A 19,780-nucleotide genomic window follows, 5' to 3' on the forward strand; every position below is an offset into this window, starting at 1 on the left:
ATCACGCCTGCGCAGCGCCGGCGGCAAGCCGCTCGGCATATTCGATGGCCTCGATCAGGCTGCGCTCGTTGGCGATGCCCTTGCCGGCAATATCGAAGGCGGTGCCGTGATCGACGGAGGTGCGGATGATCGGCAGGCCGAGCGTGATGTTGACGCCGGACAATTCCTGCCAGCGGCCCGTGGCGGGATCCACCTCGAAGCCGAGCAGCTTGACCGGGATGTGGCCCTGGTCGTGATACATCGCGATCACGGCATCATACTGGCCGGCGCGCAGCTTGACGAAGACGGTGTCGCCGGGAACGGGCCCGAGCACGTTGAGCCCGTCGGCGTTGGCCTTCGCGATGGTCGGCTCGGAGACGTCGATGTCCTGCCGGCCGAACAGCCCGCCTTCGCCGGCGTGCGGATTGAGCGCGGCGACGGCGATCTTCGGCTGCTTCAGGCCAAGGCCGCGCAGCGCCTTGTCGGTGAGATCGATGACGTAGCGTAAGCGCTCCGGCGTCAGCCGCTTCGGTACGTCCTGCAACGCGACGTGGGTGGAGACATGGCTGACGCGCATGTTGCCGTGGGCCAGCATCATCACCGAGCCCTTCACGCCGGTCAGCTCGGCCAGCATCTCGGTGTGACCGGGATAGTGATAGCCGGCCTTGTTGAGCGCTTCCTTGTTCAGCGGCGCCGTAACGATACCGCCGATGCGCCCGGCCTGCGCAAACCGCACGCCGTGCTCGACCGCCTTGAATGCAAAACGGCCGCCATCCGCCGACAGCACGCCGGGGCGGATCGGCTCGCCCTCGGCATCGGCCTGGAGGAAGCAGAGATTGGGCCAGGCCGCGTCATCGGCACGGACCTCGGGAATGTCGATGCCAGCGTGCAGATGCGCGGCCGCATTCTTCAGCGCGCCGCCGCTGCCGATAACGATGAGGCGCAGGTCGCCGGCATCGATGCGCGCGCGCAAGCGCTGGCAGGCCTTGATGATGATTTCCGGTCCGATCCCGGCGGGATCGCCCATGGTGATGGCGAGATGGCGAGCGGCGGTCATGAGGCGTGTCTCTCGATGAGCAGATGATTTTCCTGGAGCAGATGGCGCCAGAGGTCTTGTGCGCCGAAGGCGCCTGATTTCGATATCACCTCGACGCCGTCCCAGCGTCCGCCTTGAAGCACCGAGCGGGGAAGACCGGGCACGATGCGTCCGGTGATCCTGAGCGCGTTGGCGCCGAGCGCAAGGCAGGCTGCCTTCAAGGTCTCGCCACCCGCCACGATCAGCGTGCCGGGTGGGTCGAGCGCTGAGGTCAGCGAGGTGAGCTCGCGCGCGATCCGCTGCGCCGCTTCGCCGCGGGAGAGACCCTGCGCAAGGTCGAACCGCACCATGGCGACACGGTCATGCGTCAGCTTGCGGCGGACGATGCCGGCATTTCCGGCGTCCTGGTCCTGCAGCGTCACGACGGCGGGAGCGCAGGCTTCGAGCTGCGCCGCGGTCGCGGCCTGATCCGAGCCGAACAATCCCAGCACCGGCGTGCGCAGTATCTGCGGGGCGATGGCGGAATGGCCGCGCGTGAGCGCGCCGGCAAGGCCGCCGCTGCCGCACCAGAGGATCGGGAAGGGCGCCTGCCGGCCGATCCCGACCACACGCTCGAGATCGGCGTCGCTCTCGGCGTCGAAGACATGGATGCCTTCCGTCAGCGGCATATCCAGCCGTCCGGTGCGAGCCTCCAAGCCGTGCGCCGCAAGCTGCGCCAGCAGCGTGTCGCCGACGGGCGACCAGCGGCCGTCCTGTTCCAGTGCGTATTGCTGGCCGTTGCGGGTTCGTCGCCCCTGGTAGGCGAAGGCGGGCGCAACGATGCAGGCTTTCCAGCGTCCAGCGCGCAAGGTTGCGGCGAGCTCGGCCACCCATGCGCCGCGCAACAGGCTATCGACCTTCTTGTAGGCGATCCCGGCGCCGCCGAGCAGGGGCGCGAGCCCCTCGACGACGGCGACGCTGTCGGCAGGGCTGCGCTCGCGGGTTCCGCTGTCGATCGCAAGGCACGAGGTCGCCTCGCTCGGCACCGCCGCGTCCCAAACCACATCGAACGGCCCGCACAGGCCGACGAACTCGGCGGCCGTATCCAGCGCGCCGGTGAGATCGTCGGCAAGGAGGCGTAAGGATGTCATGTTGGACGACATGAGCGGTTCCGACATCTGTAGTCTAACCGTCCGCGAATATCTTGCCAGGGTTCATGATGCCAGCGGGATCGAGCAGGGTCTTGATCTCTTTCATCAGCTTGATCTCGAGGGGATCGGTCACCCGCGCGAGCCGGCCGCGATTGGTGATGCCGATGCCGTGCTCGGCGCTGATCGCACCGCCTTGCGCGGCGGTCTCGTCGTCGACGATCTCGTTGATCTCGCGCACCAGCGCCGCGGTCTCGTCAGTGTCCTCGGAGCGGGCGCGATCGAGGATCGCGACGATGTGGATGTTGCCGTCGCCGATATGGCCGTGCATGACGACGCGGGCGTGCGGCACCGCCGCCATGATCCGCCGCTCGACATTGGTGGCAAACGCGGCCTGCCGTTCCAGCGGAACGGCGCTGTCGTGCGACACCACATAGCCGCTGCGCTTATTGCCCTCGGAGACGCTGTGGCGCACGGCCCAGATCGCCTTGGCCTGCGCCTCGCTCGACGCCACGATGGCATCCTGGACCAAGCCATCCTCGAAAGCCTGCGCCAGAACAGCCTCCAGCGGCGCTTGCAGGTTGACGCCGGCAAGCGCGTCCGTGAGTTCGATGATGAGATACCAGGGCGTGTCGAGCGCGAACGGGATCGCGACGTCAGGCACGGTCTCGGCGATCACCTCGATCTGGCTGCGCGACATGATCTCGAGGCTGCCGAGCCGGTCACCGACGGTGCCCCGCAGGCGCTGCATCACCTGCAACGCCTGTTCGACGTCCTGCAACTTCAAAAGCGCCAGCGCCGAGCTGCGCCGCGGCGCGAACAGTTTCAGCACGGCTGCGGTGATGATGCCGAGGGTGCCTTCCGCGCCGATGAAGAGCTGCTTGAGGTCGTATCCGGTATTGTCCTTGCGCAGCGCGCGCAGGCCGTTGAAGACGCGGCCGTCGGGCAGCACGGTCTCGAGCCCGAGCACCAGCTCGCGGGTCGGGCCATAGCGCAGCACCGCGGTGCCGCCGGCATTGGTCGAGATGTTACCACCGATCTGGCAACTGCCTTCCGCACCAAGGCTCAAGGGAAAGTAGCGGTCGGTCGCGGCCGCTGCGGCCTGGATCTCCGCAAGAATGCAGCCGGCCTCGACCGTGATGGAATTGGCGAGCGGGCTGACGTTGCGGATGCGGCGCATCCGGTCGAGCCTGATCACGATGTTTCGCGGGCCGGAATCCGGCGTCGCGGCGCCGCACATGCCGGTGTTGCCGCCCTGCGGGACGATGGCGACGCCGCGCTCGGCGCAAAGTTTCACGACACCGGCGACTTCCTGCGTCGAGCCGGGCTTGACCACGGCGCGGGCCTTGCCACGATAGCGGCCGCGCCAGTCGACGAGATAGGAGTCCTGGTCGTGGCCGGGCGCGATGACGTGACGGTCGCCGACCACCGCTGCGAGATCATCCAGCAAGCGATCATCGGCCATATCCATCAGGCGGTTTCCTTGAGCGCGGGACCGGTCGCGAGCAGCTTGTCGATATTCTCCTGCGGCAGAGGCAGTAGCGGCGGCCGCACCCGGCGCCATCCGTCTCGGCCGGTCTGATGGCCAAGGAGCACCTTGAGTGATGCGATTTGCGGGAACAGCGATGCACGCTCGCGCGCCTTGATGATGCGGTTTTGCGCGGCTTCGAGTGTTGCATCGCCGTCGTTGAAATGACGGAACACGTAGGCGAGGTCGCGCGCGACCAGGTTCGAGGTGGCGGTAATGCAGCCTGCGCCACCCTTCTTGAGTAGCGGCAGCAGCAGCGGATCGGCACCCGCGAGGACCGCAAGACCCGGGAACTTCTCGATCATCGCCGTCATGTTGGCGAAGTCACCGGAGGAGTCCTTGATGCCGACGAACACCGCCGGATACTGCGCGCGCAGGCGCGCGATCACGGCGTGCGAGATCGGCTGATGGGACATCTGCGGAATGTGATAGAGCACGACCTTGAGCCGCGGATCGGCGATGCGCTGCACGATCTCGCTGTAGGAGGCGTAGACGCCGTCGTCGGAAATGTCCTTGTAGTAGAAGGGCGGCAGCATCACGACGGTGGTGACCCCGAGCGACAAGGCGTGTCGGGTCAGTTCGATGGTCTCTGTCAGCGCCGTGACGCCGGTCCCCGGCAGCAGTTGCGAGGGCGCGACGCCGCTCTTGATGGCGCTTTCGAGCAGCGCCCGCCGTTCTGCGCCGGAGAACGAATTCGCCTCGCCGGTGGTGCCGAGCAACGCGATGCCGTCGCACCCTTGGTCGAGCAGATAGCGGCAATGACCGGCGAAAGCGCCGAGGTCCGGGGTCAGATCCGCATTGAGCGGCGTCAGCGCCGCGCAGAATACGCCTTTGGGCTGAAGCTCCACGAGGCTCCTCCAATGAGCCGCTTCCGTCTATTGATCGGAATGCGAACATTTGTTGTTGATTTCATGGTTTGTAGGGCGATTGCGCCCTTGCGTCAAGCGAGGGGGAGAATTCCGTTTCTCAGGAATCGTTGCGTCTGCTACCAATGCCCGCCGCGGCGGGAGCGCGGCGCCTGGCTTCAGCGCTCCGCCCGAACAACGCGAGTTTGCAGAATTGGCCAAGTCCGCGGCTCCGGCCGACAATCCCAAGAACTTCGTCAATTCGGTCGGCAAGGCCTTTGCGGTCCTCAAGAGCTTCACGCCCGAGGAGTTCGAGCTCACCATCACCGAGATTGCATCGCGCGCCGGCATGGATCGCGGCACGACGTTCCGCCTGGTGCAGACGCTGGTCAAGCTCGGCTATCTCCATGCGATCGAAGAGACGCGCCGCTACCGGCTGAGCCTGGCTTGCCTCGATCTCGGCTACACGGCGCTCTCCGCCGGCAATCTGCGCGGGCAGGCCGAGCCGCTGCTGCGCGAGCTGGTGCCTGCCTTCGGCGATGCCGCTTCCCTCGGCGTGCTCGACGGCAGCGACGTCGTCTATCTTGCACGCGTGACCGCAGGCCTCGACCGGCACAAGATCGATCGCCGGCCGGGCAGCCGGATCAAGGCCTACGCTTCGGCATTGGGGCATGTGATGCTGGCCGGGCTGCCGAAGGAGGAGCAGGTCGAGCGGCTCGAGGCAAGCGAACGGATCAAGCTGTCCGAGCGGACCGTGACGGGGCTCAAGCCGCTGCTCGCGCGGCTGGAGCAAGTCCGCAAGCAGGGTTTTGCGGTGTCGGACGGCGAGAACGCCTACGGTTTGCGGACCATCGCCGCGCCGGTGTTCGACAAGGGCCGGTCGGTGGTCGCGGGCATCAGCCTGACCGTCGATGCCAATCGCATGGACATCAAGTCGTTCGAAAGGACTGGTCTGCCCGAAGTGCTGAAGATCGCGCGCGTGCTGAGCGAGACGGCCCTGAAGAGCGGTTAGAGATTTTCGTTGAGGACTGCCGTGGTCATCAATACCATGGCGAAGCATTGATGAGACAAGCATGCGACCGACGTGACCGGGATGGTGGCTGGTTCAAAGAGAGCGCGCGGAGGCAGCGGCCGCGTCAAGCTTGAGGAGGTCGCCCGCAAGGCCAACGTCTCGACCGCGACCGTATCGCGTGCCTTCAACGAGCCCGACAAGGTCTCTGAAGAGGTCAAGCAGCGGGTCAAGGAAGCAGCGCGCGCCCTGAACTGGATTCCGAATGCTGCCGGACGGGCGCTGGCCTCGCGCAGGACACATATTGCCGGCGCCATCATACCGACGCTCGACAACGAGATCTTTGCCCACCAGATCAGCGGCATGCAAACCGTCTTCAGTGCACGGGGCTTCACGCTGTTCCTGGGCTGCTCGAACTACGATCCGAACGAGGGCTTGCGGCAGGCCGATGCAATGCTGGCGCGGGGCGTGGAAGCGCTCGCCGTGGTCGGTGAGAATCATCCCCCCGAGCTCTTCGACGCGCTCAGCTCGAGGGGCATTCCCTACGTCGTGACATATTCCTACAACAAGCTGTCGCCGCACCCGTGCATCGGCTTCGACAATCGTGCCGCCTTCAATCGAATGACGGGCCACCTGCTGTCCTTGGGCCATCGTCGGTTTGCCGCTATTTTTCAGCCCGACACCAACAATGATCGCGTGAGGGAAAGGCTTCGCGGCGTACGCGAAGCGCTCGCGGCCGAGAGTCTGGAGATTGCCGCGCAGGATTTGATGATGGGCCCTTCGACGCTGGAATTCGGGGCGGCAAGCTTTGCAAGATTGATGGCGCAGGCGGACGACGCCCGGCCGACTGCAATTGTCTGTGGCAACGATAATCTGGCGCTCGGCGCATTGATGGCCGCGAAGGAATGCGGCCTTGAAGCGCCCAGGGATTTTTCAATTACCGGCTTCGACGATCTCGCGATTTCATCGCGTTTCTCTCCCACGCTCACGACAATGAAGGTCGACAACCAGCAGATCGGCGTGCTGGCGGCCAACGAGCTCCTCGCTGTGATCGCGGGCACGCAAGGGCAGGCGCAATCCCAGGAAATCATGCCTGTTCTGAAGATCCGGGAGAGTGCCGGCGAGGCGCGGGGCCGCTGAACCGCGAACGGCAACGGCCAGCGCCATCTCTTCGATAACCGCGCAAATTCTCCGGACGAGGGTCGCTTGACAGTCCGAATGTAAGCGCTTACATGCGTCGGCTTTGAAAGCCATGGAAGCAACCGGCGGTCCCATCGCCGGGATGGGACAGAGAGGAAACAACAATGCGGAATAGCCTTTTTCAGTGGGTCAGAAACTGTTCGATGGCGGTTTCGCTACTCTTGCCCGTGATGGGGACGGCGAGCCCCGCAGCCGCTGAGGAGAAGCTCGTCGTCTGGTGGAACAAGGGCTACTACAAGGCCGAGGAAGACGCGCTGCTCGACGTCATCAAGAAGTTCGAGGCCAAGACCGGGGTCAAGGTCGAGCTGTCGCAATACGCGACGCAGGACATGATGCCGAAGCTGGTAGCGGCGCTCGATGCCGGTGGTCCGCCCGACGTCAGCTATGCGGACACCTATCATTTTCAGGGCGCCGGCAAGTGGGCCTCCGAAGGCAAGCTGGTCGACCTCGGCCCGGTCCTCGCGCCGATCAAGGGCGAGTTCTCCCCGCAGGCGCTCGAAACGGTCATGCTGTACAACGACAAGACCAAGGCGAAGGCCTACTACGCCTTTCCGTTGAAGCAGGCGACGCTGCATCTGCACTATTGGAAGGACATGCTCGAAGAGGGAGGTCTCAAGGAGACCGACATCCCGAAGGACTGGAAGGGCTTCTGGTCGTTCTGGTGCGACAAGGCGCAGCCGGCCGTGCGCAAGGCGTCCGGCAAGCGCATCTACGGCATCGGCCATCCCATGGGCGTCGACGCCACCGACAGCTTCATCTCGTTCCTGGTGTTCATGGATGCCTACAACGTCGTGCTCGTTGACGACAACGGCAAGCTCCTGGTCGACGATCCCAAGGTGAAGGCGGGTCTCGTTGCCGCCATGAAGGACTATGTCGAGATCGCCGCGAAGGGCTGCACGCCGCAATCGGCGACGAGCTGGAAGGATCCCGACAACAACGTCGCCTTCCACAACAAGACGACGATCATGACGCACAATTCGACGGTCTCGCTCCCCGGCAAATGGCTGGACGACGCCAGCAACGAGACGCTCACCGCCGAGCAGCGCGATGAGGCGAAGAAGAACTATTACGACCGCATCCGCACTATTGTCTGGCCCAACAAGCCGGATGGCACGCCGGTCCACACCCGCGCCTCCGTGGTGGTCGGCCTGATCTTCGAGCAGGCCAAGAACAAGGAGCGGGCCAAGGAGTTCGTCTCGTTCCTGCTGCGCGATGAGAACCTGCAGCCCTATGTCGAAGGCGCGCTCGGCCGCTGGTTCCCGGTCAAGACCGCGGCGCAGAAGTCCGCCTTCTGGGATGGCGACGTTCATCGCCGCGCCGTGCGCGACCAGTTTTTCGCTGGCGTCGGCAGCTACGAGATGAGCAAGAACTACAAGTTCACCACCCTCAACAACGAGAACGTCTGGATGAAGGCCGTGAACGCCATCGTCACCAACAAGGTGCCGGTCGAAAAGGCCGTCGACGACATGATCGCGCGCATCAAGGAAGTGGCCCGCAACTGACCGGGTGGGGCGGGCAGAAGGCTCTGACCTTCATCTCCGCCGTCATTCCGGGGCGATGCGACGGGACCACGCTACGCGTGGCCCGGAACATCGAACCCGGAATCCATCCAGCCACAAGATCCTTTCCTCAATGAATGCCGGCCTCGCGCCCAACCGGGCGCACCCGGAATGACGAACCGTGGAGATCGTGAGTCCATGTCTCTGATCACCGTCTTCGGCTCGATCAACGTCGACCTCGTCGCGCGCGTCGACACGATTCCGAGACCCGGCGAGACCGTGCTGGCATCTGGCTATGCAACGATCTGCGGCGGCAAGGGCGCGAACCAGGCGGTCGCCGCCGCGCGCGTGTCATCGGCGGGACGGGTGGTCATGGTCGGCCGGATCGGAGAGGATGCGTTCGGCGGGCTGTGCATGGACAACCTTGCGGCAAACGGGGTCATGGTCGATCGCGTCAGAGTAGGTGCGGAGCCGACCGGGTGTGCCTTCATCACTGTCAGCGCTGCTGGCGAGAACGCCATCACGGTTGCGAGTGGAGCCAACGCATCTCTCTCAGCCGACGCGATCCCTGCGGCCGAGTTTTCCGCGGCGACGACGCTCGTCCTTCAAATGGAGGTCCCGTTTGCGGCTTCGCTTACCGTTGCGCAACGCGTCCGCGCAAAAGGGGGCCGCGTGATCTGGAATCTCGCGCCAGTGCCGGACCGCCTGGGCGCGGCGGAGCTGCGCGCGCTGCTTGACGCGACAAGCGTTCTTGTCGTGAACGAGCACGAGGCCTGCGCCGCGGCAGCGCGATTGGGGTGGGCCGGTGACAGCTTTGAGGAGGCCACGGCCTTTCTCGCATCCACCGGCGGCGTGACCTGCATCGTGACGGCGGGAGCGCGAGGCGCGTGCGCCTTCCATCCGGACGGTGCGCGCCAGGCGGTCGCGGCGGACCGGATACGACCCGTTGATACGACAGGCGCGGGCGACACGTTCGTCGGCATTCTGGCGGCAGGGCTCGACGAGGGCCGCGACTGGAGCGAGGTGCTCGCGCGCGCCTGTCGCGGCGCCTCCCTGGCATGCCTGGAGCACGGCGCGCAAAAAGGCATGCCGACCGCCGAGGCTCTGTCGTGAGCGGCGCCGGCGGAGTTGCGCATTTGTCTTTCCGTGAGAGGCTTTTCGATTTCACCGATTTCAACCTATTTGGAGCTAGCTCGTGACTGCAACCATCCAGGGCATCATTCCGGTGATGCTGACGCCGTTCACCGAAGCGGATGCAATCGACTATTCGGGACTTGAAAACCTCATCGAATGGTACATTGCAAATGGCGCCGATGCGCTGTTCGCCGTGGCTCAGTCGAGCGAGATGCAATTCCTGAGCCTCGAAGAGCGTATCGAGCTGGCTCGTTTCGTTGTCCGAAAAGCGGCAGGCAGGGTGCCGGTCATAGCCTCCGGCCACGTCAGTGAATCGCGTGACGATCAATCGACCGAGCTGACCTCCATTGCCGCAACCGGCGTCGACGGATTGGTCCTGGTGACGAACAGATTCGATCCCAAGGGGCAGGGCGGCACAGTATTCATGGACAATCTGCGCAGCTTGCTCGATGCGCTGCCCGCCGATCTTCCGCTCGGACTTTACGAATGCCCGGCGCCCTTCCGCCGGCTCCTGACCGATGAAGAACTGGCGTTCTGCGCCGAGAGTGGGCGCTTTGCGATCCTCAAGGATGTGTCGTGCGACCTTGCGACCGTGAAACGCCGCGTGGCGCTGACCAAGAATTCCTCCCTCGCCATCGTCAACGCCAATGCAGCGATTGCCTTTGACGCCATGAGGTGCGGATCTGCCGGTTTCACTGGGGTGTTCACGAATTTTCACCCCGATCTCTACAAGTGGCTGCTGACGCACAGCTCCGAGCATCCGGCCCTGGCGGACGATCTCTCGGTCTACCTCGCGCTCGCCGCGATGGCTGAGCCGATGGGATATCCCAAGCTGGCAAAGCTGTATCATCAGAGGCTCGGCACGTTTTCATGCATCCGGAGCCGGGCCGTGGACTTCGATATTCGTGAGCGGTTCTGGGCACTGGACGCGCTCATCGACAAGATCATGCAGGGGCAGGCAGACTTCCGCGCAAGAATTGCAGCCGCGCGCTGATATGGCCGTTGCAAATCTCGATGATGTGAGGGCGATGGCCGCGCGACGGCTGCCAAAAGTATTCTTCGAATATATCGACGGTGCGGCCTTCAGTGAGGAGACGGCACGTCGCAACGTCGCGGACTTCCGGCGCATCGAGCTGCAGCAGCGCGTGCTCATTGACGTCTCGCGCCGCGATCTGCAGGTCGATTATCTCGGCCGGCGCCGGGCGCTGCCGATCGCGCTTGGCCCGGTCGGCTTCTCCGGCCTTTTCTCCGAACGCGGCGAGATCAAGGCTGCACGGGCTGCCCACGCGGCCGGCATCCCCTACTGCCTGTCGAGCTTCGCGATCACGTCCCTCGAGGAGCTGCGGGCTGCAACTCGCGGCACGCTCTGGTTCCAGCTCTATGTGCTCAGGGAGCGCGAGCTTGCCCGGCGGATGATCGAAACTGCGATTGCTGCTGACGTCGAGGCGCTGTGCGTGACCGTCGATACGCCCGTGGGCGGCTTGCGCGAAAAGGACGTGCGCAACGGATTCCGAAGTCTGACGAAGGTCACGCCGCGTCTCGCTCTCGCCTTGGCGCGCAAGCCGATGTGGTGCGCGCGGATTCTGCGCCGTGGAATCCCTGAGATCGGCAATCTGGCCGGCCTGCCGGAGTATGGCAGCAACGCGCTCGAACAAGCCGCGCGGCTGGCGGCGCATATCGATGCCTCAATGACCTGGGAGAGCATCGCGTGGATTCGGAAGCTTTGGCCGCGAAAGCTCGTACTGAAGGGAATCCTGAATGCGATCGATGCGTCCGAGGCCGTCCGCGTCGGTGCGGATGCCATTGTCGTCTCCAATCACGGCGGACGCCAACTCGATTGCGCGTCGTCCACGATTGCGGCGCTGCCTCGCATCGCCGACGCGGTCGGGTCTGATATCGAGGTGCTGTTGGACGGCGGTATCAGGCGCGGGTCCGATGTTCTGAAGGCCCTTGCGCTCGGCGCGCGCGGAGTGCTGCTTGGCCGCGCCTACGCCTATGGTCTTGCCGCGGACGGCGAGCGCGGGGTCGCACGTGTGATCGAGCTGATTGCCACGGAATTGGACCTCCAGATGGCGCAGATGGGCCTATGTCACCTGCGCGACATGGCAAGGCGTCGCGACGAACTGTTGCGTATTCGAGGCGACGTATCTGGGTGATACTGACCGCTATGTCCGCTGGCCAACACTCTTCGGCACGGTGAGGACGATCGGCACTGCGAGGGCGAATATCGCGACTCCGACGATCCACACGAGCCCGGTCCAGTCCGGTCGCGACAGGGCGTAGATCCAACCGAAGATGAGTGGGCCGAAGATCGCGGCGAGGCTGACGAAGCTGGCGACGACGCCCTGCAATTGCCCCTGGCGCTCGCGATCGACCGCCTGCGACTGCAGCGATCGCAGCGCCGGCGCGCTGATTCCGCCGAATGCGATCAGTGGGATCAGGGCGAAGGCGATCCAGCTCACTTTCGCGAAGGCGAGGGTGAGGAGAGCGGCGGCTTCGCAGGCCATGCCGAGGAGGAGCGTGCCGCGCTCGCCGAGCCATCGTGTGACCGGACCAACGGCGAAGGCCTGGGTCACGGCCACGAGCAGCCCGAAAATGCCCAGCGAAAGACCGATATCGGTCCCTCGCCAGTGGAAGCGATCCGTGACGAAGAGCACCCAGACCGTGCTGTAGGTCTGGCCGACGAGACTGATCAGCAGGAAGACAGCCACTGGCGGGATGAGCGCGCGAAACGTGAGCGCCCAACGCAGCGGTGCGAGCGGGTTCAGCGACCGCCAATCGAACGGCATGCGCTCAGCTGGATGCGATTCAGGCAGAATGAACAGGGCAATGAAGAGGTTCACGCCGCTCGACGCTGCGGCGGCAAGGAAAGGGGCGCGCAGCGAAATGTCGCCGAGCATGCCGCCGATGACCGGGCCGATGACGAAGCCGGCGCCAAAGCAGGCCTGGAACAGGCCGAAGCGGCGTGCGCGCATCATCTCCGGCGTGATGTCCGCGATGTAGGCGGTGATCATCGCCACGTTCGCGGCCGTCAGCCCGGCGATCGTCCGGCTTGCGAACAACAGCCACAGGTATGGCGTGAAGGTCATGACCAGATAGTCGATGGTCGAGCCGGCAAGGGCAAGGAGCAGCACCGGCCGGCGGCCAAAACGATCCGACAGGACGCCAAGCACCGGCGTGACGGCGAATTGCGTGAGTGCGTGCAGCGCCAGCAGCACCCCGTACAGCGTGGACACGTTGTCCGCGCCAGCCATGGAGCGCAGCAGGTTCGGCAGGATCGGGAAGATCAGCGCGATGCCTGCGGCCTCGAGCGCGGTGCAGGCGAGGATCGCGACAAGCGGCCGGCTCATGGGCTTTGCTCGGTCAAGGGTGTTTGCGGCTTGTCAGGGTGCACCGGCTTGCTGCATGCGCACGACCGCGTGTCAGACGAGACTTTCCGCGAGCGCGGGCGATGAATGGAGCGGGGCATCCCGCCGAAGGTGATCGGCGATGCCAGATAACGTCCACTTCAAGCCCGCCTCTTCCACCGCCAGAGCCACGGCTTCGTCATCCCCGAGCACCGTCGCGGACAGGAGGTCCGGTCGCTGACGTTGTGCGATCGCAAGGTAGGGATCATTGGGGATCGGGTGCCAGAGCCAATAGGCCGTAGGCAGCTCGGCCGTGAACCCGTCAACAGAAACGGCGACCCTTTGCGTGAAGTCGGAAGCCGCGTCCCGAACGGGCATCGCCGCGCGGTAATCGACGGGGTCCAGGATGTTCATCGAAAAACCTTCGGCGTCACGGCGTGATGCAAAGGCGGGAAGGACCAGCGTTCCTGCGCGCGCATAGCGCGCCGGCCCAGGCGGATAGCGGAAGTCGGCGTCATGGGTCTTGACGGTTATTCCCGCGTATTTGGCGCTGGGATAGACATCCACGACCATGAACACGACGCCGTTGTTCTGAAGCACCCTGGAGATCTCGGCCCCGGTGTTCCTTCGCGCGAATGCAATCGGTGTGGCGCGCGTGGCACTCCGACCTCGATAGATCCATTGTTCGGTCGGTGTTGGCTTGTTGCCGATCGAATACACGAAGCCGACGCCGAATCCGCGGTCTTTGAGGTGTGCCGCGAACAGTTCGAGGCTTCCAATGTGGGGCACCGCAAGGATGCAGCCGTTGCGCGATTTCGAAAGAGCCTGAGCAAGACGGTCGAGCGCTTCGTCGGAGATCCCGGTCTTGAGGTCCATTGCCCTGTCCCGATCCTGCTGCAAATTGGCGAGATCGAAGAGGACAGTGACCCACGCGGCCAAACCGTCGACCACATGATCATGGGTCGCGGTGGTACGGCGAATGATGCTTTGACGGACGAACATGTTGTTGCCCATCGAGCTGGGCATGCTTGCGATCACACTTGCGATGTCTCGCGCAACATCCGGCTGACGCGCGACGGGAACGACCGGCGCCACGCGGTCGACAAGGTTCACGACTGCCGTCTGGATGTCACCGTGCTCGCGAGGAAAGGAATTCTCTCTTGCGTCCCGTGACCCGATGTCGGCGACTGTTTCTTGAAATGTCACTTGAAGCCCAAAAACCGCATCTTAAGCTGGAAGGTTCTCGGAAATTCCATCATACAAGTATTACTAGCTTCTATAGCTTCTATAGGTTGCCCCCCAATGCTCCTTATGGGGTCGGTGGCAGAGACGTTCGCGACCCACCTAGGCAATTGCTTCAAATTGCATCGATCTTCGCGGTGGCGGTCGTCCCTGCGGCGGCCATGGTGTGATTTCCGTTAAGACCTCGCTGTTGTGTCACATTCTTGAAATGCTCCGCGGTGCTAGCTGATCCTCGATGCGACCGTGCGGGATCGCGTTTCGGACGGAGAGTTGACAGCGGCGGACGATGTGATGTTCGGGCAGACAGTATCCGGCCAGGTTGCCGACGCGCCGCCGGCGAACAATTCCCAACCCGATGTCGAAGGCGGATCCGGCCTGGGCCTCAAGGTCACGGCCGCTGCGATCGGCGTCCTCGCCGTTGCGGCCAGTGTCATGGTCGGTGCGGGGACGGCGGGCGTTCTTGGCGGCGGGCTGGCGCTGATCATGCTGGCGATCGCCATCACGGACGCCAGGTCATTCCTGATTCCGGATCCTCTCAACCTCGCCGCGGTCATGCTCGGCCTCGCCAATGCAGCGGTTCTGGGGCAGGGCGATCTCGCCGTGATGGCGGAGGCCGTGCTGCGTGCCGTCTTCTTTGCCGGCGCGTTCCTCGCCCTGCATCTCGCCTATCTTCGGCTGCGCCGGCGGCGTGGCATTGGTCTGGGCGACGTCAAGCTCGCAGCGGTGGCCGGCATCTGGCTCGACTGGCCAATCGTGCCGATCGCGATCGAGATCGCCGCTCTCTCGGCGCTCGCGACCTACGCGGTGCGCCGTTATGCGCTGCGCCACAGGCTGCGGCCGAGCACGCGTTTGCCGTTCGGACTGTTCTTCGCGCCGGCGATCTGGATCTGCTGGCTGCTTCAGACGACGTTGCCGAGCGGCTGGTGAGGGGCGGCTTTCGCTGTTCGCAGAGCTGTCAGAACGGCGATTCCTCGGGCCACCGCAGAGCATGCCATTGTCCGGCTGCGATCTGGCCGCGGCTCATCTTGGAGGCCACCGCATTGCGCAGCTTGGCAAAGTTCTCGCGCGTTCGCTTTGGGGCATGCGCGGCCGCGAGGTTGAGCCATTTATAGGCGGCGACGTCGTCTTGCGGTACGCCCTGGCCCTTGTCGTAGGCGAGGCCGAGCAGATATTGCGCCGTGGTGTCGCCTCGCTCGGCCGCGAGCCTGTACCAATAGCCCGCCGCATCATAGGACTGCGGAAGGCCTTGCCCCGTCGCGTACATGAATCCGACCATGGCCTGGGCGCGGGCATTCCCACGCTCCGCCTGCGGCAGCAAGAGGCGTGCGGCGCTGTTGTAATCGCCGCGCGTGAACGCGGCGCTTCCTGCGCCGTCGGCACGGGCAGCGCCTGTTGCGGCCATTCCCAGGACCGTGGCGACGATGAGGAGGGCAGTCGGCCTGATCATGGTTACGCTCCTGCGCCGGTTGCGGCTCAGCGGTAGCTCGACGGCGCGCCCGGCTTCGGTCCGACCGCGTTGATGGTGCCGCGTAGCTTGGTCCGCAGCTCTTCGGCGACGAAATGCGCGTCTGCGCCGTCGCGGATGATCTGTGGACGGATGAAGATGATGAGCTCGGTGCGCTTGATCTGCTTGTCGGTCTGCCCGAACACGACCTCGCCGAGGCCAGGGATCTGATCGAGGCCCGGGATGCCCGAGCGGGCCCTGGTCTGGCTGTCGCTGATCAGACCTGCCAGTAGCACCGTCTGCCCGCTGGCGACTGCAACAGAGCTGCGCACCTTGCGGGTCGACACTGTCGGCGTCAGCGAGTTGGTCGAGGTCGAAGAGGAACCCGACGACGAGTTGCTGACGGGATTGGAGATCTCCTGCTCGACATCGAGCCTGACGTTTCCGTTGGCGTTGATCCGAGGCACCACGCGCAGGATGATGCCGGTGCTCCGATAATCGGTGGTGTTGGCGATCGTATTGCTGCCGGTCAAGACGGTCGCGCTCCCGGTCTGAATCGGGATCTCGTCGCCGACCTGGAGGGTGGCGATCTGGTTGTCGATCACCACGACGGACGGGTTCGACAGGACCTTGACGTCGGTGATCGCGTGCAAGGCGTTGAGCACCGCCCTCGGCGTCGAGGCGGAGCCGACGAGGAAGTTGAAGCCCGGGATCGCGCGCTGGAGCGCGACATCGGTCGCCGCGCTGAGCAGCGCGCTCGCGCCGTTGTAGCCGACGGAGCCGGTGTCGGGCTTGAGGCCAAGGTCGCGGCTCATGATGTAGGACTGGACGCCGTATTGGAGATCGTCGGTCAGGGTCACCTCGGCGATGGTGGCGTCGATGGCGACCTGAAGCTGCGGCTGGTCGATCTCCTTGATGGTCTGCTCGATGATCCGGTACTGCTCCTGGCTTGCATAGATCAGAAGCGTGTTGTTGACGGTGTCGGCGGTGATGCGGACGCCATCAAGCACGTTGCCGGGACCCGCGCCGCCCCGTCCGGAGTTCTGCCCCGTGCCGGAATTGTCGAACAGGCTGCCGCCGCCCTGCGAGCCGGACGATGAACCGTAACTGGCCTGATTGCCGGCGGACGAATCCGTCGCGCCGCCGCTGCCTGTGGTCCGTCCGCTCGATCCGAATCCTCCGGTCGATTGATTGGGCGCAGCCGACAGGCGGCTGAGCGCGGAGCCGCCGCTCGAGCTGGACGACAGGCCCGATCCCGGCGCAACCTGTCCGCTCGGGCTGTCGAGCGGGGAGGAGGTCGAGCCACCCGAATTGCCGGCGCCGAAGACGTCATTGAGCACGCGCGCAATCTGCTTGGCGTCGCCGAACTTCACACGATAGACGTGGACGGCGGAGCGGCCGGTATTGGTGGTGTCGAGGCGACGAATCCAGGTCTCGATCCGCTGCAGCAGCTCCGGCTTGCGCGTCACCGCGAGCACCGCGTTCATTCGGGCGATCGACTGGAACTTGATCAGATTCTGCGTCATGCCGCCTTCGCCGGAATCCACGATCTTCTCGAGCTCGGCGATGATCGGTCCGGGATTGCTGTTCTGCACCGGGAAGATCCCGACCGACTGCCCCTTCATGAAGTCCGCGTCAAAGCTCAGCACGAGATCGACCGCATTGCGCCGCTCGCTGCCCGAGCCCTGAATCAGGATCAGGTTGCGATTGGGGTCGGCGCGGATCATGCCGGGCCGGGTGGCAAAGCTGTCGACGAGCTTGATGACGGTCTGCGCGGAGACATATTGTAATGGCACAACCGTCACGCCGTAGCCCGGGGTCATGCGATCCGAGGCATCCGCTGCCCCGACGCCGACCGCATCGCCCTGGGGCATCAGCCGGTAGCCGGTATCGTCCCGCACCAATGCGACACCGCCGATCCGAAGCGCGTTTTCGAGCGCGAAGACCACGTCCGATTTCGGGATCGGCCGTCCCGAGGAGAGGCTGATATTGCCCTGGACGCGCGGATCGATGACGTAGCCGACGCCGAGGATGTCGCCGAGCACGACCTTGGCGACGGAGGCGACCGGCGAATTGTCGAAATTGAGCTCGAACCGGTCGCTGCTGACCGCGGCTTGCTGCGACGAGGTAGCTGGCGGAGCATCATCGCCGGGAATGGCGGCATAAACTGCATTTTTGGCGCGCGGGCCCGTGCTGAGCTCGCGCTGCGGCAACTGGTTCGGATAGCGCGGCATGAGGTCGATCGACCGGACCTTGTCGAAAACGTCCGGATCCTTGGTGTCGGCGTCCGCAATGCCGCTCACCGTGTTGCACGATCCGAGCAGGGCGCAGACCATCGCGCATTGCACAACCAAGCCGATCCGGAACGCTGCTCGGCTCACTGTCTGCCCCACTCACGCGCCGCCCATTGTTGTCCCCGTCAATCCGGGTCGGGCCGAAGGCCGTTTGCTTAACCGCCTCATGTGACAGTCGTGTGTTACGAATGCTGTGAGACGCCTTCCGGCGCGCGAACGGAATTGTTGTTCCGATGCCGCGTGGCGCGATTAGCTCTGGAATCTCAACGCTGTTTTATCTCTGTCATGAAGCCACGCAGTGCGGTCCGCAGCCGGCTTGGCAATTGCGTCACATTTCCAATCGGAGAACTAAGGTAAACGGCGCGCTCGCCGCGCTGCGGCCATCAGAGTTCTCCGGTCGACGTCCATGGCTTCTCCGAATGCGCACGAGTTTGCGGCTCGTTTCAGCCAGAAGGCCGGCCTGAAGACGGAAGTGGACAAGCTCGGCAGGCTGAACGGGACGGGCCCCGCCGAAGGCGGTCTGCGCAAGCTGTGGGAGATGAGCGAATTGTCGGCGAACGAGTTTGCCGACGAGGTCGCCGGCTTCTTCGAGCTCCCGCGTGTCACGCTTCAGGAGATGATGGCGGCGGAATCCCGGGTGCAGCAGTTTTCGCGCCGGTTTCTGCGGGAGATGGCGGTGTTTCCGTGCCAACCCGCAGGCGGATCGCCGGCCCTGATGCTCGCCGACCCGACCGACCGCGCCTCCATTCAGGCCGCCGCGATCGTGCTGGGGACGACGCCGGCGATCAAGGTCGCCTCATTCGAAGACATCGCCATCGCACTCGACCAGCGGCTCGGCGAGGAGGAGAGCGCCGACGTCGAGAACGCCGTCAGGGGCGGCGTGCAGGACGACGACATCGACAATCTGCGCGATCTCGCCAGCGGCGCCCCGGTCGTCCGGGCCGTCAACGACATGTTTGAAATCGCCGTCGAACTCCGCGCCAGCGATATTCACATCGAGCCGGGCCGCTCGTCGCTGGTGGTGCGGATGCGCATCGACGGATTGCTGCGCAATGTTCAGACGCCGAACGGCGTTCCACCGCAGGCCGTCATCTCCCGCATCAAGATCCTGGCCGGCCTCAACATTGCCGAGCGTCGCCTGCCGCAGGACGGCGGCGCGCGGGTGCGGGCCGCGCGCGCGGAGATCGACGTGCGCGTCGCGATCATGCCGACGCAATATGGCGAGTCCGCCGTCATCCGCCTGCTGCCGCGCGATCGCGCGTTGCTGTCAATCGACAAGCTCGGCTTCCTTGCCGGCGACCAGAGCAAATTGAAGCGCATGCTGGCGCTTCCGCATGGCATGGTCATCGTCACCGGCCCGACCGGCAGCGGCAAGACGACGACGCTCGCAACGGTCCTGTCGCTGCTCAACGAGCCGACCCGGAAGATTTTGACGATCGAAGACCCCGTCGAATACGAAATTCCCGGCGTCTGCCAGTCCCAGGCCAAGCCGTCGATCGGCCTGACCTTCGCCACCGCGCTGCGCGCCTTCGTCCGTCAAGACCCTGACGTCATCATGGTCGGCGAGGTCCGCGACTCCGAGACCGCCCATGTGGCGGTCCATGCCGCGCTCACCGGTCACCTCGTACTGACGACGCTGCATACCGAAACCGCGGCCGCCGCGGTGCCGCGCCTCCTCGATCTCGGGATCGAGGCATTCCTGCTGCGCTCGACCTTGCGCGCGGTAATCGCGCAGCGCCTGGTCCGCCAGCTCTGCGACCGCTGCAAGACCAGCCGGCCGCTGACTCACGCGGATATCGATGCCGACCCGCGCTATGCGGCGGTGGGCCTCGCGGTCGGCAACATCGTCTTCGAGCCGGTTGGCTGCGAGCGCTGCGGCGGCGTCGGCTATCGCGGACGTATCGGTGTGTTCGAGATTCTGGAGATGAACGAGGACGTCCGCGCGCTCGTCGAGGAACAGTCTGACTGGGAATCCATCGACAAGGTCGCCATCCGCAACGGCATGACGACGATGATCGAGGACGGTCTGGCCAAATGCCTGTCCGGCATGACGTCGGCGGCGGAAATTCTTCGCGTGACCACCGTACGGTGACGAG

The 19,780-nt window shown here is 64.7% G+C and carries 16 protein-coding genes; 8 read left to right on the top strand and 8 right to left on the bottom strand.

The window, feature by feature from the left end:
* Position 1 precedes the first annotated feature (1 nt).
* From pdxA to K289_RS0125250, 4 genes are read right to left on the bottom strand one after another with little or no spacing between them, the layout of a single operon-like run.
* On the bottom strand, positions 2 to 1,036 hold the full coding sequence (pdxA, locus tag K289_RS0125235) for a 4-hydroxythreonine-4-phosphate dehydrogenase PdxA (RefSeq protein WP_027554097.1): 1,035 nt from the start codon (positions 1,034 to 1,036) through the stop codon (positions 2 to 4).
* Complete coding sequence (locus tag K289_RS0125240) at positions 1,033 to 2,145, bottom strand: four-carbon acid sugar kinase family protein (RefSeq protein ID WP_027554098.1); 1,113 nt, start codon at positions 2,143 to 2,145, stop codon at positions 1,033 to 1,035. The genes pdxA and K289_RS0125240 overlap by 4 nt, the downstream gene beginning before the upstream one ends.
* Before the next feature lie 34 nt (positions 2,146 to 2,179).
* On the bottom strand, positions 2,180 to 3,613 hold the full coding sequence (locus tag K289_RS0125245) for an FAD-binding oxidoreductase (protein ID WP_027554099.1): 1,434 nt from the start codon (positions 3,611 to 3,613) through the stop codon (positions 2,180 to 2,182).
* Complete coding sequence (locus K289_RS0125250; RefSeq protein ID WP_027554100.1) at positions 3,613 to 4,518, bottom strand: dihydrodipicolinate synthase family protein; 906 nt, start codon at positions 4,516 to 4,518, stop codon at positions 3,613 to 3,615. The genes K289_RS0125245 and K289_RS0125250 overlap by 1 nt, the downstream gene beginning before the upstream one ends.
* A gap of 211 nt (positions 4,519 to 4,729) precedes the next feature.
* Here K289_RS0125250 and K289_RS0125255 point away from each other — a divergent pair, with 211 nt between their 5' ends.
* From K289_RS0125255 to K289_RS45015, 6 genes are all read left to right on the top strand, one after another.
* Entirely contained in the window at positions 4,730 to 5,527 is a 798-nt protein-coding gene (locus tag K289_RS0125255) for an IclR family transcriptional regulator (RefSeq protein ID WP_027554101.1), read from the top strand.
* A gap of 81 nt (positions 5,528 to 5,608) precedes the next feature.
* A complete protein-coding gene (locus K289_RS0125260) occupies positions 5,609 to 6,664 on the top strand; it encodes a LacI family DNA-binding transcriptional regulator (protein ID WP_035685680.1) in 1,056 nt (351 codons plus the stop codon).
* Between the two features lie 203 nt (positions 6,665 to 6,867).
* Complete coding sequence (locus K289_RS0125265) at positions 6,868 to 8,226, top strand: ABC transporter substrate-binding protein (protein WP_027554103.1); 1,359 nt, start codon at positions 6,868 to 6,870, stop codon at positions 8,224 to 8,226.
* Between the two features lie 195 nt (positions 8,227 to 8,421).
* Positions 8,422 to 9,336 (top strand): ribokinase, encoded by a 915-nt coding sequence (locus K289_RS0125270; protein WP_371260850.1) that lies wholly within the window; start codon positions 8,422 to 8,424, stop codon positions 9,334 to 9,336.
* Between the two features lie 82 nt (positions 9,337 to 9,418).
* Positions 9,419 to 10,351, top strand: coding sequence for a dihydrodipicolinate synthase family protein (locus K289_RS0125275; protein ID WP_027554105.1), 933 nt, complete (start codon positions 9,419 to 9,421; stop codon positions 10,349 to 10,351).
* Between the two features lies 1 nt (position 10,352).
* Positions 10,353 to 11,513, top strand: coding sequence for an alpha-hydroxy acid oxidase (locus tag K289_RS45015; protein WP_035685683.1), 1,161 nt, complete (start codon positions 10,353 to 10,355; stop codon positions 11,511 to 11,513).
* Positions 11,514 to 11,522: 9 nt separating this feature from the next.
* On the opposite strand, the gene K289_RS0125285 is transcribed toward K289_RS45015, so the two are convergent.
* Together K289_RS0125285 and K289_RS0125290 are read right to left on the bottom strand one after the other, a co-directional pair.
* Entirely contained in the window at positions 11,523 to 12,707 is a 1,185-nt protein-coding gene (locus K289_RS0125285; protein ID WP_027554106.1) for a TCR/Tet family MFS transporter, read from the bottom strand.
* Positions 12,708 to 12,779: 72 nt separating this feature from the next.
* Complete coding sequence (locus K289_RS0125290) at positions 12,780 to 13,817, bottom strand: hypothetical protein (protein WP_027554107.1); 1,038 nt, start codon at positions 13,815 to 13,817, stop codon at positions 12,780 to 12,782.
* Between the two features lie 420 nt (positions 13,818 to 14,237).
* On the opposite strand from K289_RS0125290, the gene K289_RS0125295 reads away from it, so the two are divergent.
* Positions 14,238 to 14,873 (top strand): A24 family peptidase, encoded by a 636-nt coding sequence (locus K289_RS0125295; protein WP_245283991.1) that lies wholly within the window; start codon positions 14,238 to 14,240, stop codon positions 14,871 to 14,873.
* Positions 14,874 to 14,901: 28 nt separating this feature from the next.
* Here the strand turns inward: K289_RS0125295 and K289_RS0125300 are convergent, their stop codons facing one another.
* Both K289_RS0125300 and gspD read right to left on the bottom strand, forming a co-directional pair.
* Positions 14,902 to 15,393, bottom strand: coding sequence for a tetratricopeptide repeat protein (locus K289_RS0125300; RefSeq protein ID WP_027554109.1), 492 nt, complete (start codon positions 15,391 to 15,393; stop codon positions 14,902 to 14,904).
* 26 nt (positions 15,394 to 15,419) lie between these two features.
* Complete coding sequence (gspD, locus tag K289_RS0125305) at positions 15,420 to 17,726, bottom strand: type II secretion system secretin GspD (protein ID WP_051310769.1); 2,307 nt, start codon at positions 17,724 to 17,726, stop codon at positions 15,420 to 15,422.
* 364 nt (positions 17,727 to 18,090) lie between these two features.
* Between gspD and K289_RS0125310 the strand changes: the two genes are divergently transcribed.
* Entirely contained in the window at positions 18,091 to 19,776 is a 1,686-nt protein-coding gene (locus tag K289_RS0125310) for a GspE/PulE family protein (RefSeq protein WP_027554111.1), read from the top strand.
* Positions 19,777 to 19,780 lie beyond the last annotated feature (4 nt).

The organism is Bradyrhizobium sp. Cp5.3 (assembly GCF_000426265.1).
In the GTDB taxonomy this organism is placed as follows: Bacteria; Pseudomonadota; Alphaproteobacteria; order Rhizobiales; family Xanthobacteraceae; genus Bradyrhizobium; species Bradyrhizobium neotropicale.

What these genes read in the sequence shown, in the direction of transcription:
- K289_RS0125260 (WP_035685680.1), top strand. Translation starts at nt 5,609, where the DNA reads ATGGTGGCTGGTTCAAAGAGAGCGCGCGGAGGCAGCGGCCGCGTCAAG.
- K289_RS0125285 (WP_027554106.1), bottom strand. Translation starts at nt 12,707, where the DNA reads ATGAGCCGGCCGCTTGTCGCGATCCTCGCCTGCACCGCGCTCGAGGCC.
- K289_RS0125295 (WP_245283991.1), top strand. Translation starts at nt 14,238, where the DNA reads ATGTTCGGGCAGACAGTATCCGGCCAGGTTGCCGACGCGCCGCCGGCG.
- K289_RS45015 (WP_035685683.1), top strand. Translation starts at nt 10,353, where the DNA reads ATGGCCGTTGCAAATCTCGATGATGTGAGGGCGATGGCCGCGCGACGG.
- gspD (WP_051310769.1), bottom strand. Translation starts at nt 17,726, where the DNA reads ATGGTCTGCGCCCTGCTCGGATCGTGCAACACGGTGAGCGGCATTGCG.
- K289_RS0125240 (WP_027554098.1), bottom strand. Translation starts at nt 2,145, where the DNA reads ATGACATCCTTACGCCTCCTTGCCGACGATCTCACCGGCGCGCTGGAT.
- K289_RS0125270 (WP_371260850.1), top strand. Translation starts at nt 8,422, where the DNA reads ATGTCTCTGATCACCGTCTTCGGCTCGATCAACGTCGACCTCGTCGCG.
- K289_RS0125265 (WP_027554103.1), top strand. Translation starts at nt 6,868, where the DNA reads ATGGCGGTTTCGCTACTCTTGCCCGTGATGGGGACGGCGAGCCCCGCA.
- K289_RS0125245 (WP_027554099.1), bottom strand. Translation starts at nt 3,613, where the DNA reads ATGGATATGGCCGATGATCGCTTGCTGGATGATCTCGCAGCGGTGGTC.
- K289_RS0125300 (WP_027554109.1), bottom strand. Translation starts at nt 15,393, where the DNA reads ATGATCAGGCCGACTGCCCTCCTCATCGTCGCCACGGTCCTGGGAATG.
- pdxA (WP_027554097.1), bottom strand. Translation starts at nt 1,036, where the DNA reads ATGACCGCCGCTCGCCATCTCGCCATCACCATGGGCGATCCCGCCGGG.
- K289_RS0125310 (WP_027554111.1), top strand. Translation starts at nt 18,091, where the DNA reads ATGGCTTCTCCGAATGCGCACGAGTTTGCGGCTCGTTTCAGCCAGAAG.